Annotated in this window: 10 protein-coding genes; 6 read left to right on the top strand and 4 right to left on the bottom strand. The window is 72.3% G+C overall.

All coding sequences use genetic code 11. The features are described 5' to 3' along the window. Window positions 1-2,413: glycoside hydrolase family 5 protein (locus tag IM725_RS18335; RefSeq protein ID WP_193782082.1), on the top strand; the 2,413-nt coding region annotated here is incomplete at its 5' end. Between the two features lie 54 nt (window positions 2,414-2,467). Here the strand turns inward: IM725_RS18335 and IM725_RS18330 are convergent. Further along, complete coding sequence (locus tag IM725_RS18330; protein WP_193782081.1) at window positions 2,468-3,901, bottom strand: MFS transporter; 1,434 nt, start codon at window positions 3,899-3,901, stop codon at window positions 2,468-2,470. A gap of 96 nt (window positions 3,902-3,997) precedes the next feature. On the opposite strand from IM725_RS18330, the gene IM725_RS18325 reads away from it, so the two are divergent. The 3 genes from IM725_RS18325 (at window position 3,998) to IM725_RS18315 (ending at window position 7,376) form a co-directional block, all read left to right on the top strand. After that, window positions 3,998-5,569 (top strand): acyl-CoA synthetase, encoded by a 1,572-nt coding sequence (locus tag IM725_RS18325; protein ID WP_193782080.1) that lies wholly within the window; start codon window positions 3,998-4,000, stop codon window positions 5,567-5,569. Continuing rightward, a complete protein-coding gene (locus IM725_RS18320; RefSeq protein ID WP_193782079.1) occupies window positions 5,566-6,345 on the top strand; it encodes an SDR family NAD(P)-dependent oxidoreductase in 780 nt (259 codons plus the stop codon). The genes IM725_RS18325 and IM725_RS18320 overlap by 4 nt, the downstream gene beginning before the upstream one ends. 77 nt (window positions 6,346-6,422) lie before the next feature. Beyond that, window positions 6,423-7,376: an aldo/keto reductase gene (locus tag IM725_RS18315; protein ID WP_193782078.1), complete on the top strand. Its 954-nt coding sequence runs from the start codon at window positions 6,423-6,425 to the stop codon at window positions 7,374-7,376. A gap of 25 nt (window positions 7,377-7,401) precedes the next feature. Here the strand turns inward: IM725_RS18315 and IM725_RS18310 are convergent, their stop codons facing one another. Continuing rightward, window positions 7,402-8,844 (bottom strand): cytochrome P450, encoded by a 1,443-nt coding sequence (locus tag IM725_RS18310; RefSeq protein ID WP_193782077.1) that lies wholly within the window; start codon window positions 8,842-8,844, stop codon window positions 7,402-7,404. A gap of 168 nt (window positions 8,845-9,012) precedes the next feature. Between IM725_RS18310 and IM725_RS18305 the strand changes: the two genes are divergently transcribed. Next, a complete protein-coding gene (locus tag IM725_RS18305; RefSeq protein WP_193782076.1) occupies window positions 9,013-9,585 on the top strand; it encodes a hypothetical protein in 573 nt (190 codons plus the stop codon). A 17-nt stretch (window positions 9,586-9,602) separates the two neighbouring features. Next, window positions 9,603-10,133, top strand: coding sequence for a hypothetical protein (locus IM725_RS18300; RefSeq protein WP_193782075.1), 531 nt, complete (start codon window positions 9,603-9,605; stop codon window positions 10,131-10,133). Between the two features lie 13 nt (window positions 10,134-10,146). On the opposite strand, the gene IM725_RS18295 is transcribed toward IM725_RS18300, so the two are convergent. Continuing rightward, window positions 10,147-11,508 (bottom strand): hypothetical protein, encoded by a 1,362-nt coding sequence (locus IM725_RS18295; RefSeq protein WP_193782074.1) that lies wholly within the window; start codon window positions 11,506-11,508, stop codon window positions 10,147-10,149. A gap of 241 nt (window positions 11,509-11,749) precedes the next feature. After that, window positions 11,750-12,730, bottom strand: a complete 981-nt coding sequence (locus IM725_RS18290; RefSeq protein WP_193782073.1) for an AraC family transcriptional regulator — start codon at window positions 12,728-12,730, stop codon at window positions 11,750-11,752. Between the last annotated feature and the right edge of the window lie 22 nt (window positions 12,731-12,752).

Genomic DNA, 12,752 nt, shown 5'->3' with positions numbered 1-12,752 from the left:
GGCCGAGCCCGCGGCCGGGCCCGGGCCCGCTCCGGCGCCCGCACCGGGCACCATCGGCGGCGCCCCGGCGCCGGCCCCGGGCCCGGTGGCGGGCGCACCGCCCGCGCCCGCGCCCACGCCGGCGCCCCAGATCGCCAGCAGCGGGGCGGCCATCGGCGTCAACCTCAGCGGTCTGCAGATGGCCGTGACCAACCTGCGCTACGGCAGCGGCACGCAGCAGGACATCAACTACAGCGTGCCCCGCCGCGAGGACGTGCAATGGCTGGCACGGCAGGGCTACAAGAAGAGCCGGCTGCCGATCCAGTGGGAAATGCTGCAGCCGGTGCTGTTCGACAGCAAGCCCAACGCCGCGACCGCGGCCATCCTGGGCCAGCCCGGCGCCTTCGATGCCACCTACCAGGGCCATGTGCAGAGCATCCTGGACGCGCATGCCGCGGCGGGCACCAAGGTCATCCTGGACCTGCACAACTACTGCCGCTACCGCGACTTCATCTACCAGCCGGACGGCTCGGTCAAGGGCCTGGTCAACCCCGGCGGCGGGGTGCTGCCCTACACCACCGACGCGAGCCAGGTCTACACCCGCATCTTCGCGACCGCGACGGGCGCCACGCTCACGCCCGCGCACTTCACCGATTTCTGGACCCGTGCGGCCAAGCTGTGGAAGGACCATCCCGGCTTCGGCGGCTACGGGCTGATGAACGAGCCCTACAACCTGCCTTCGCCCGGCATGACGACCGAGAGCTTCGACGGCACCGAGGACCTGTTCATCTGGCCCACCTTCGCGCGTGCCGCCATCGACGCCATCCGCGCGCTGGACCCCACCGGCCTCATCTACCTGGACAGCAACGAGTACAGCGGCGCCTTCAGCATCGCGCAGAGCAACCCGGCCTGGCCCATCGCGGGCACCAACCTGATCTACGAAGTGCACATGTACCTGGACGCCGGCAGCAGCGGCCAGGCCTACGACTACGACACCGAGGTGGCCAAGGGCTTCACTGCCGGCTTCGGGCCGGTCCCGATCAACCTGGACACCGGCGTCGACCGGCTCAAGGTGGCGGTGGACTGGGCCACCCCGCGCGGCGTGACGCTCGCGCTGTCGGAAACCGGCATGCCCGTGGACGACCCGCGCTGGCAAGAGATGTTCCAGCGGCTGTGCAACTACGCGCACGCCAACAACATCGAGGTCTACGACTGGAACGGCGGCAACCACTGGAGCCTGCACAACTACGGCATCAACCACGTGCCGGGCTGGCACCAGGACCGCACGCTGGAGCCGCAGGCCTCGGGCGTGATGAAGGCGTCGGCCGGCATCTCCGGCGCCACGCTCTTCGACGACGGGCCGGGCTATGGCCCCGGCGGCACGCCGGTGACGATCACGGTCTGGGCGCGCGGCAACCTGGCCGCGCCGGTGACGCTGTCCATCAGCGCGAGCAGCGGCAGCCTCTCGGCCACCACGCTGAGCCTGGCCGCGGGCGCGAACCCGCAGGCCACCTTCACGTTCACGCCCGCGGCCAACACGATCGCCACGCTGAGCTACACGGTCAGCGCGGGCAGCGCCAATGCGCCGGCGCCGCGCAAGGTCTACTCGCTGGCCGACCCGGTCGCCTACGCGGCGACCAGCCTGCCCGACGCGGCCGGCGCCCTGCTGGCGAAATACGCGGCCGCACAGTGGCTGATGGCCGACGCCTACACCGACTACCTGGACGGCGTGCCGGCCGCCGTCGGCCAGGGTGTGCGTGCCGTGGCCGATTCCGGCTGGGCCTCGGGCCCCGGCAATGCGATGGAGATGCTGAACTGGTTCAACACCGAGCGCGACCCGGCCTTCACGCTGCCGGTGATGCGCGAGGTGAACGGCAAGCGCTGCACCGACCACTCGGGCGCCAACGCCACCGGCCTGTGGTGCCGCAAGGTGGTGCCCTTCCCCGGCGTGCAGCCCAACCCGGCCAACCGCGCGCCCTGGGACCTGCAGGACGCCCACTTCGTGGTGGCGGCCGTGGCCCCTGGCGGGCGCGACGGGCTGGTGTTCCAGGCCTCCACCGCCGAGCACGCCTACGCGGCCGAGCTGTCCATCGCGGGCGGCCGTGCGGTGGCGCACTGGGTGGACCCCACCGGCAACGCCGTCACGCTGACCAGCGCGTCGGCCGTGGCCGCGGGGACGCCCGTGGTGATCAGCATGGCCTCGCAGACCGGCGCGCAGCGCCTGCGTGTCAACTCGGTGGCGGCGGGCAGCGGCAGCAGCACTTTCGCCACCGCGCCCATCGGCCAGCTGCTGATCGCCTGGGGCTTCAAGGAGTACTACCCGAACGCCGGCTTCGGCGGCCAGGTGTTCGCCGTGGTCACGGGCAAGGGATCGCCCACGGCGGCCGAACTCGGCGTGATCGAAAAGTGGCTGGGTTCGCAGGCGGGCCTGTAGCCCGATCCCCGCGGGGCTGATGCCGGCCGCGCGGCGCGTTGCGCCGCGGCCGGCTCAGGCCGACTGTTCCACCACCTTGCCGCTGGTGCCCCGGCTCACGGCCTCGCCGTCGCCGCGGCGCAGCCCCCAGAACGAGGCCGAGGACAGCACGGTGATGGCCGCCAGCGTGAGGAAGGCGTGGTGCAGCGCCGATGTCACCTGCGCGCGGTCGGTCTGCGGCACCTCGCCCAGGAACCAGGCGGCCACCAGCGAGCCCGCGGCCAGGCCGAAGCTCATGGACAGCTGCTGCATGGAACTCGCCAGCGTGCTCGCCATGCTGGTGTCCGGGCCCTCCACGTCGGCGTAAGCCAGCGTGTTCATGGACGAGAACTGCAGCGAATTGAAGAAGCCCTGGCTCAGCGCCAGCCCGACGATCGCGGGCACGGGCGTGGCCGCGTCCACCAGCGAGAAGCCGCCGATGGTCAGGCCGATGAGCACGGTGTTCGCCACCAGCACGCGGCGGTAGCCCAGCGTCTTCAGGATGGGCTGGGTCATGGTCTTGGTGGTCATCGCGGCGGCCGCGGCCGGCATCATCAGCAGGCCCGACTGCCAAGCCGGCCGCCCCAGCCCCACCTGGTAGAGCAGCGGCAGCAGGAAGGGCATGCCGCCCAGGCCGATGCGCGTGACGAAGCCGCCGCCCACCGAGATGCGGAAGGTGCGTATGCGGAACAGCGCCAGCTTCAGCAGCGGCCAGGCGCTGTGCGAGGCGTGCAGCCCGTAGGCGCCCAGCAGACCCAGCGCGACCAGCAGCAGCACGCCCGCCGAGGTGAGGTCCAGCCGGTGCTCGCCGAAGATCTCCAGCAGCCACGACAGCAGCGCCACGCCGGAGCCGAACAGCACGAAGCCCACCGTGTCCAGCGGCCGCGGCGCGTCGGCGTGGTAGTCGGGCAGGTAGCGCGAGATCATCCAGAGCGCGAGCAGGCCCACCGGCAGGTTGACCCAGAAGATCACCCGCCAGGAGGCGAAGTGCACGATCAGCCCGCCCAGCGTGGGCCCCAGCAGCGGGCCCACCAGCGCCGGCATCACCACGAAGTTCATCGCACCCAGCAACTCGGCCTTGCTGAAGGTGCGGATGATGGCCAGGCGCCCGACCGGCATCATCATCGCGGCGCCCGCGCCCTGCAGCAGCCGGGCCGCCACCAGCATGGGCGCGTTCAGCGACAGCCCGCACAGCAGCGAGGCGGCGGTGAACAGGCTCACGGCGGAGAAGAACACGCGCCGGGTGCCGAAGCGGTCCGCCATCCAGCCGCTGACCGGGATGAACACGGCCAGGCTGAGGATGTAGCTGGCGACCACCGCCTTCAGGCTCAGCGGCTGCACCTGCAGGCTCTCGGCCATCGCCGGCACGGCGGTGTTCACGATCGTCGTATCCAGCGTCTCCATGAACATGACGATGGCGACCACCCAGGGCAGGTAGCGCTTGGTGTCGGCGGGCGGGCTGGTGCTCATCCCGCCATGGTAGGCATGCGGGCAAGTCCCTGCTGTCGGCCGGCGCCCTTGACGCGATACTGGCCGTGAATCCCCATGGACGAGGAGACCCCCGAGATGGACACCACAGTCCGCCGGCAGACCATCGCCGACCTGCTGCACCGCACCGCCCGCCGCCTGCCCGGCAAGACCGGCCTGATCTGCGGCGCCACCACCTGGACCTTTGCCGAGTTCGACGCGGTGGTCGACCGCGTCGCCGCCGGCCTCGCGCGGCTGGGCGTGGCCCACGGCAGCCGCGTGGCGGTGCTGGCGCGCAACTCGCACGGCTTCGCCGCCCTGCGCTTCGCCCTGGCCCGCCTGGGCGCGGTGATGGTGCCGATCAACTTCATGCTCAAGGCCGAGGAAGTGGCCTACATCCTGCGCCACGCGCAGGCGGGCATGCTCGCCACCGACAGCGGCCTGGCCGCGCTGGCGCGGGAGGCCGCGGCGCTGGACACGGCGGTGACGCAGTTCGTGTGGCTGCCCTCCGAGGACCCGACCGAGCCGGTGGCCGGCATGACCTCCTTCGACGAACTGGCCGCCTGCACGGGCCCGCTGCCCGCCACGCCGCTGCAGTCCTTCGACCTGGCGCAGATCGTCTACACCAGCGGCACCGAGTCCAGCCCCAAGGGCGCGATGCTCACGCACGACGCCGTGATCTGGCAGTACGCGAGCTGCGCGGTGGACGCCTGCATCACGGCCGACGACGTGATGCTGCACGCGCTGCCCCTGTACCACTGCGCGCAGCTGGACGTGTTCCTGGGGCCGGCCGTGTACGTGGGCGCGACCAGCATCGTCACCGCCAAGCCGGTGCCGGACAACCTGCTGCCGCTGATGCAGCGCTGGCGCATCAACTCCTTCTTCGCGCCGCCCACGGTGTGGATCGCGCTGCTGCGCTCGCCGCAGTTCGACACCACCGACCTGTCGCAGCTGCGCAAGGGCTACTACGGCGCATCCATCATGCCGGTGGAGGTGCTGCGCGAGCTGGCGCGCCGCCTGCCCGAGGTGCGCTTCTGGAACCTCTACGGCCAGACCGAGATCGCGCCGCTGGCCACCATGCTGGGCCCCGAGGACCAGCTTCGCAAGCCCGGCTCCTGCGGCCGGCCGGTGCTGAACGTGGAGACCCGCGTGGTCGACGAGGACATGAACGACATCGCCCCCGGCGAGGTCGGCGAGATCGTGCACCGCAGCCCGCACCTGATGCTGGGCTACTACCACGACGAGGAGAAGACGGCGGCGGCCTTCCGCGGCGGCTGGTTCCACTCCGGCGACCTCGCCACCCTCGACGAGGAGGGCTACATCACCGTCGTGGACCGCAAGAAGGACATGATCAAGACCGGCGGCGAGAACGTCGCCAGCCGCGAGGTGGAGGAGATGGTCTACCGCATCGCCGGCGTGTCCGAGGTGGCGGTGGTGGGCGTGCCGCACCCGCGTTGGGTGGAGGCGGTGGTGGCCATCGTGGTGCCCAAGGCCGGCCACGTGCTGACCGAGGCGCAGGTGCTGGAACACTGCAATGCGCACATGGCGCACTTCAAGGTGCCCAAGGCGGTGGTGTTCACCGAGACCCTGCCCAAGAACCCGAGCGGCAAGCTGCTCAAGCGCGAGCTGCGCCATGCGCACGAGCGCCATTTCGTCCAGGAGAAAGAATGAACGAGAACAACAACCCTGTCGCCCTCATCACCGGCGGCGGCACCGGCGTGGGTGCGGCCACGGCCCTGCAGCTGGCCCGCCAGGGCTGGCGCCTGCTGCTGAACTACGCCCGCAGCGCGGCCGAGGCCGAGGAGACCGCGTCGCGCTGCCGCGAGGCCGGGGCCGAGGCGGTCGCGGTCCAGGGCGACGTGGCGCAGGACGCCGACTGCCGGCGCCTGGCGGAAACAGCCCTCGCGCGCTGGGGCCGCATCGACCTGCTGGTGAACAACGCGGGCGTGTCGGTGTTCGGCAAGGACGCGGCCTGGGACGCGCTGGACGCCGCGGCCTTCCACCGCATCCTGGACGTGAACACCCTGGGCAGCTTCCAGATGCTGCGCGCCTGCCTGCCTGCCCTGCGCGAAGCCCGCGGCGCGGTGGTGAACGTGTCGTCGGTGGCCGGTGCGCTGGGCGTGGGGTCCTCGCTGCCCTACATCGCGTCCAAGGGCGCGGTGAACGCGATGACGCTGCACTGGTCGCGCGAACTGGCGCCGGCGGTGCGGGTGAACGCGGTCTGCCCCGGCCTGATCACCTCGCGCTGGTTCGAGCGCGGCGTGGGCGCCGAGGCGGCGGAGAAGGGCCGCCAGGGCTACGAGGCCGGCGTGCCGCTGGCCAACTCCTGCACCCCCGACGACGTGGCCCAGGCCATCGTCTACCTCGCGCAGGCCCGCACGGTCACCGGCGAGCTGCTGCTGCTGGACAGCGGCATGCACCTGGGCGGCGTGATCCCGCGCCGCTGAGCCCGGCTGCGGCCCGGCCCCTGCGGCGGCGCGAGGCATCGCGCACAATGCCGCCTATGCTCTGGAAGGACTCCCGCATGGAAAACCGCAAGCTGGGCCGCTCGGCCCTGAGGGTCTCGCCGCTCTGCCTGGGCGGCAACGTGTTCGGCTGGACGGCGGACGAGAAGACCTCCTTCTCCATCCTGGACGCCTGGGTGGACGCCGGCTTCAACTTCATAGACACCGCGGACGTGTACTCGCGCTGGGCGCCCGGGCACCATGGCGGGGAGTCCGAGACCGTGATCGGCAAGTGGCTGGCCCAGGGCGGGCGGCGCGACAAGGTGGTGATCGCGACCAAGGTCGGCTTCGACATGGGCGAGGGCCGCGCGGGCCTGGCCCCCGCGCGCATCCGCGAGGCGGTGGAGGCCTCGCTGCGCCGCCTGCAGGTGGACGTGATCGACCTCTACCAGTCGCACGTGGACGACGACAAGGTGCCGCTGGAGGCCACGCTGGAAGCCTATGCCCGCCTCATCGAGGAAGGCAAGGTGCGCGCCATCGGCGCCTCCAACTACAGCGCGCAGCGCCTGGCCGAGGCACTGGCCACCAGCGCGCGGCTGGGCCTGCCGCGCTACGAGAGCCTGCAGCCGCTGTTCAACCTGTACGACCGCGCGGTGTTCGAGCGCGAGCTGCAGCCGCTGTGCGTGCGGGAAGAGATCGGCGTGATCAACTTCTATGCGCTGGCGGCCGGCTTCCTCACCGGCAAGTACCGCAGCGGCGAGGACCAGGGCAAGAGCGCGCGCGGCGCCAACACGGTCAAGAAGTACCTCAACGAGCGCGGCCTGAAGATCCTCGCCGCGCTGGACGCGGCGGCCGCGCGCACCGGCCACACGCCCGCCGAGCTGGCCATCGCCTGGAACATGGCCCAGCCGGCCATCGCCGCGCCCATCGCCAGCGCCAGCAGCGTGGAACAGCTGCAGGGCCTGGTGCGCGCCGCCCGAGTGACGCTGGACGCCCAGACCCTGGCCGAGCTGGACGCCGCCAGCCGCGAGTGAGGTCGGGGCGGCCCCGGCCGGCGGCTCAGGCGCCGGCGGCCAGCGGCTTCAGCCGCATGCGCAGGCCGGCCGGGTACATGGTCAGCGAGACATGCTCCTCGGGCGCGCCGCCGTCCTCGGTGGCGACGGACACGATCTCGAAATTGGCCAGCAGCATGGAGGCCGCCATCTTGATCTCGGCCAGCGCGAGGTAGCGCCCGGGGCACATGCGGGGCCCGGCGCCGAAGGGCATGACCACGCGCTTGGCGGAGTTGAGCGACTGCGCGGCATCCCCTTCGCCGCGCAGCCAGCGCTCGGGGCGGAACTGCTGCGCCTCGCCGAAGCGCGCTTCGTCCACCGCGCCGGGGCGCATCAGGCAGAACACCAGCTCGCCGGCACGCACCCGCACGCCCTCGACCTCCTGGTCCTTCTGCGCCTCGGCGCCTATGAGCGGCGCCACGGGCTTGAGGCGCATGGCCTCCTGGGCGCAGGCGTCGATGTAGTCCATCTCCGCGAGTGCTTCGGTGCTGTCGGCGCAGGGGCGGCCGGCCAGCACGGCCCGCGCCTCGGCGCGGGCCCGGGCCTGGGCCTCGGGGTGCATGGCCAGCAGCCAGGTCATCCAGGCCAGGGTGTTGGCGGTGGTGTCCTCGCCCGCCAGCAGCATGGTGAGCACGTTGCCGGACACGTCCTCGTCGGTGAGCGTGGCGTCGCGGTCGCGCGCGGCCACCAGCGCCTGGATCAGGTTGGTGGGCTTGTCGCGCAGCGCCGGCTCGGCCGCGAGCTTGTCGCGCGTCTTGGCGATGAAGCCCTGCACCGCGGCGCGGATCGCGTCCAGGTGGACCTGCAACTCGCGCTGGCGGCCGGGCTGCAGCCGCTGCAGGGCCGGGAAGGCGGTGAACAGCTGGCGCACCAGCGCCGGGAAGACCTGGTTCAGGTGCTGCTGGATGCGCTGCGCCTGCGGCGCCTCCAGGGTGTTGATGTCCTCGCCGAAGGCCAGCGCGGCGGTCACGTCCACGGTGTAGAGCATCAGCTCGGCCTGCAGGTCCACGGCGCGGCCCTCCTGCGCCGCCGCCAGCCAGCGCCGCTGCAGGCGCTGCGTGACCGTGACCAGGGTGGGGAAGAAATCGCGGATGTGGGTCGGGTCGAAGCTGCCCAGCACCATGGGGCGCTGCCGCTTCCAGGTCTCGCCGTTGGCGCTGAACAGGCCCAGGAAGCCCATGCGGCGGGAGACGGACTCCAGCCGCGCGGAGCGCTTGAAACCCTCGGGCCGGTTGCGCAGCACGCGCGCGATGGCCTCGGGGTCGGAGATGACGAAGAAGCGGCGCGGCCCGATGGCCAGGCGGTAGACCTTGCCGTAGCGGCGGGCCCAGTCCTCCAGGCGCAGGTGCATGCGCTTGCCGCCCAGCTGCAGCGCGTTGCCCAGCAGCGGCCAGCGCGGCGGCCCAGGCAGTTCGTTCCAGTCACGGGCGCGGGCGGCGGGTTCACTCATCCGCGCATTCTGCCGCGCCGGCGCAGCGCGTGCCAGGCGCGGGCCTGACGGCGGGTTCCTACGCGACGATGGCGACCGGCGTGCGCCCCGCCGCTGCCTGCGACTACAGCACGCGGCCGGGCCCCCGCCTACCGTCGGTGCTTCTTCCCAATTTGGCACGGAGGTTCCATGGACCAGAACATGATGCTGATCCTGCTGATGATCGTGGCCCTGGTGGCGATCGCGGCGGTGCTGCACTGGCGACGCCACGAGTCGCAGGTGCTGGAGAAACGCTTCGGACCCGAGTACGGCCACGCGGTCGAGACCCTGGGCAGCCGCACCAAGGCCGAGGCCGAGCTTCGTGCGCGCGAGAAGCGCGTGGAGCAGCTGGACATCGTGCCGCTGGCGCCGGCCGACGCCTCGCGCTTCGCGCAATCCTGGAAGGCGCTGCAGGCCCGCTTCGTCGACAACCCGCGCGGCGCGCTGGCCGAGGCCGACCAGCTGGTGCGCGAGCTGATGGGCAAGCGCGGCTACCCCATGGGCGACTTCGAGCGCCGCGCCGCCGACATCTCGGTGCACCACCCGCAGGTGGTCGAGCACTACCGCGCGGCCCACGACATCGCCGATCGCGACCGCCGCGGCGAGGTGGACACCGAAGGCCAGCGCCAGGCGCTGATCCACTACCGCGCGCTGTTCGAGCAGCTGCTGGAAACCGCCGCGCCCGCCGAAGACACCCGTGGCCGCCCGCTGGGCGCCGCATGACCGCAAGGAGCGCAACGATGGCACGCGAACAGGACGACCGGCTGGGCGAGACCTCCCTGGAGCCCGGCATGGGCCGGGGGAACGACCGGCCCGCGATGGGCACCGCCGACCTGGTGGCCGCCGCCGAGGGGCGGGGCGCCGGCATGAACGACATCCAGGACGTCGAGGCGCATGCGCCCCGGCAGTCCCCCGTGCAGACCGACCCCGGCCGCGAGGTCCCGCAGGCCGACGCGCGCACGGGGCAGGCCCGGCCGCAGGGCGCGGGCCGCGAAGCCCTGGCGGCGCTGTTCGAGCCCTCGGCCGCCAGCGGCTTCCGCGAGCGCTGGCGCGAGGTGCAGGTCGGCTTCGTGGACGACCCGCGCCAGGCCGTGCAGCATGCCGACGAGCTGGTGGCGCAGGTGATGAAGAGCCTGGCCGAGAGCTTCGCGCGGCAGCGCAGCCGCATCGAGGCCGAGGTCGGGCAGGGCGACGCGCAGGCCTCGACCGAGAACCTGCGCGTGGCGCTGACGCGCTACCGCTCCTTCTTCGAGCGCCTGCTGTCGCTCTGAGCGGGGCCTGCGCTCACCAGCTGGCGGCCATGGAGTCGGGCGAGAAGCGCGGGTCGCTGGTGACCGCCTTCAGGTCCACGAACTCCATGTTGGCCATGGTGATCGCACGCAGCTGGGCCGAGGTGGCCGGGTCCCAGGCCGCGTCGGGCTCGCCCTGCACGTAGAAGTCCATGCCGTTGTCGGCCACGTACATGCCGTACTGCTTGGCGGCGGTGGCGACGGCCTTGGCCTGCGGCGTCCAGCTGTCCGGGATCTGGAAGTCCGCGCGCAGGCGCAGCAGGGCGCCGAAGGGGATGGCGCCCGGGTTGTCGGCGCCGGCCGCGAAACGGGCGGGCCAGCGGTGCTGCAGGGCCAGCGCGGCGTCGCGGAAGGTCACGCGCAGCGCATGGTTGATGGCACCGGTCGAGGCTTCGGCGGCCTTGGCCAGGAGCGGGGTGATCGGCAGGCCGGCGGCGTCGGCCGAGGCCCAGCCGTCCGGGCGCAGCGAGAGCGAATTCAAGTTCCAGGCGGCGGTCGAGGCGGCGTACCACTGGCCGTTGATGGGGAAGGCGTAGAAGGCTTCCCACAGGCGGCAGGCGCCCTTCTCGATCACGGCCACGTGATGGTCGCCGCAGCTGCCGGGGCCGGCGCAGGTGCCGCCCTCGGCGACGAGGTTCTGCGACGGGAAGGGGAAGCGGCGCTGGCCGCTGCCCAGCTGCGAGCAGCCCTGCACGATGCTGAAGCTGCCGTCCGCCTGCTGCGAAGCGCAGTCGCTCTTGTCGGGGTAGCCCTGGTCCGTGCTCTGGCCGGAGGCCGCGAAGTCGAACGACACCGTGGGCCATTGCGTGGTCGCGCTGGTGCCGTCGACCACGTTGACCGGAATGCCGTAGTAGCCGCCGAGGTCGGCCGGGTTGCTGGTGGTGCCCCAGTTGGGCATCAGCGAGGTGCCGGCGCCCACCAGGTTGACCCAGGCGCTGCTGCTGGGGTCGGCGGGGAATTTGCTCGTGTCGTCGATGCGGGTGTTGAAGATCGCGTTGGACGGGAACATCTGGCAGTCGCCCAGCACGGGGGCCGGCCCGCTGGCGGGCGTGGTGCTGCCCGCCGAGGCCGTGGTGGTGGTGCTGCCGCTGGCCGTGCCCGTGCCGGTGACGGTGCCGCCGGTCGTCGTGCCCGCGCTGCCCGTCGCGGCGGTGGCCGCGGATGGCGATGCGCTGCCGGCCGTGCCGGGCGCGGAAGCCGCGCTGGTGCTGGTGCCGGCGTCCGCCGTGGCCGCCGTGGGGCTGCCCGCCGACGCCGTGGTCGCGCCGCCGCCGCCGCCGCAGCCCGCCAGGGCCAGCGCTGCCGCCGTACCGCACACCATCCAGGCCAGTTCGCGTTGCTTCTTCTGCAGGGTCATCAGTAATCGCCTCGAGTTCAACAAAAGGGCCCGCATTCTGAGCGGCATGCCCCTGTTCACAGACGTCACGATCTGCAAGGACTGCGGGCCATCTGTGAGCTCAGCAGTTCCCGGGTGCGGAAGATGTCACGCTTTCGCGGTCGAATTGACGCGAAGGTGTTTTGCGGGTGTGTAAACAGCAGCCGGGACTACAGCCCGATCCCGGCCCGCCGTGGGCCGTGCACGCGGCCTGGCCGGCGGCTCAACCCCGCTGCCGGAACTCCGCCGGCGTCATGCCGGTCCACTGTCGGAAGGCGCGCATGAAGCTCTTCTCGCTGGCGAAGCCGCTGGCCTGCGCGACCTGCTTGATGGGCCGCGGAGTGCGCAGCAGCAGCTCACGCGCCCGCTCGCTGCGCACCTCGTCCTTGAGGGCCTGCAGCCCGGCGCCGGCGTCGGCCAGCTGCCGGTGCAGGGTGCGCACCGAGATGTTCAGCCGCGTGGCGACGGCGTCCGCGTCCTGCGCGCCGGCGGCCAGCGCCTGGCGCACCTGCTGCAGGAGCAGGCGGTCGTGCCGGTACTGCAGCACGGTGAGCGGCAGGGCGCGCTGCAGCATCTGGCGCATCGCGCGTTCGTCGCGCCGCAGCGGCAGGCCCAGGTAGCGCGCATCGAACTCGACCGTGGCCCGTGCGGCGCCGAAGGACCGCGGCCCCGGGAACATGTGGGCGTAGGCGTCGGCGTGGGCGGGCGCCGCGAAGGGAAAGCCCGAGCCCTGCAGCGGGATGCGCGAGTCGATGTACCAGCAGGCCAGCCCGTGGATGTTGCGCAGCACGTGCACCAGGCAGAACTCGCGTGCGGCCTCGCCGTGGCGGGCGATGCCCGGGCCTTCCTCGATGGCCAGCGTGGCGCGGCTGCCCTCGACCTCGAGCGCGAGGGCGATGTCCGGCGCGATCAGGCCATGGTGGCGGCACCAGCGCTTGACCGCGATGCCCAGGTCCGGCGCCGTGAGCGAGGCGCGGGCCAGCATGCCGTAGCTGCCCCAGGGCAGCGGCCGCGAGAAGGCCCCCAGGCCCTCGTCGTCCAGTTCGCGCATGGCGGCCTCGGACAGCTGCTCCATCTGCAGCGAGGTCAGCCGGGCCTCCGGCAGGGCCAGCGCCTGTGGCGTGATCTGTGCCCGGCGCAGCGCCCCGTCCGGGTTCATGCCGCGCCGGCGGTAGGCCGCCGCGATGACCCGGGCGAACGCCATGGGGGTGGCGGCGGCCTACCGC

This window comes from Ramlibacter aquaticus (assembly GCF_015159745.1).
Taxonomy (GTDB): domain Bacteria; phylum Pseudomonadota; class Gammaproteobacteria; order Burkholderiales; family Burkholderiaceae_C; genus Ramlibacter; species Ramlibacter aquaticus.
Note: the sequence above shows the minus strand (reverse complement) of the source record. Positions and strands in the feature narration are given on the sequence as shown.

Coding starts and splice junctions, on each gene's coding strand:
- IM725_RS18330 (WP_193782081.1), bottom strand. CDS start 3,901: ATGAGCACCAGCCCGCCCGCCGACACCAAGCGCTACCTGCCCTGGGTG.
- IM725_RS18295 (WP_193782074.1), bottom strand. CDS start 11,508: ATGACCCTGCAGAAGAAGCAACGCGAACTGGCCTGGATGGTGTGCGGT.
- IM725_RS18320 (WP_193782079.1), top strand. CDS start 5,566: ATGAACGAGAACAACAACCCTGTCGCCCTCATCACCGGCGGCGGCACC.
- IM725_RS18315 (WP_193782078.1), top strand. CDS start 6,423: ATGGAAAACCGCAAGCTGGGCCGCTCGGCCCTGAGGGTCTCGCCGCTC.
- IM725_RS18310 (WP_193782077.1), bottom strand. CDS start 8,844: ATGAGTGAACCCGCCGCCCGCGCCCGTGACTGGAACGAACTGCCTGGG.
- IM725_RS18305 (WP_193782076.1), top strand. CDS start 9,013: ATGGACCAGAACATGATGCTGATCCTGCTGATGATCGTGGCCCTGGTG.
- IM725_RS18325 (WP_193782080.1), top strand. CDS start 3,998: ATGGACACCACAGTCCGCCGGCAGACCATCGCCGACCTGCTGCACCGC.
- IM725_RS18300 (WP_193782075.1), top strand. CDS start 9,603: ATGGCACGCGAACAGGACGACCGGCTGGGCGAGACCTCCCTGGAGCCC.
- IM725_RS18290 (WP_193782073.1), bottom strand. CDS start 12,730: ATGGCGTTCGCCCGGGTCATCGCGGCGGCCTACCGCCGGCGCGGCATG.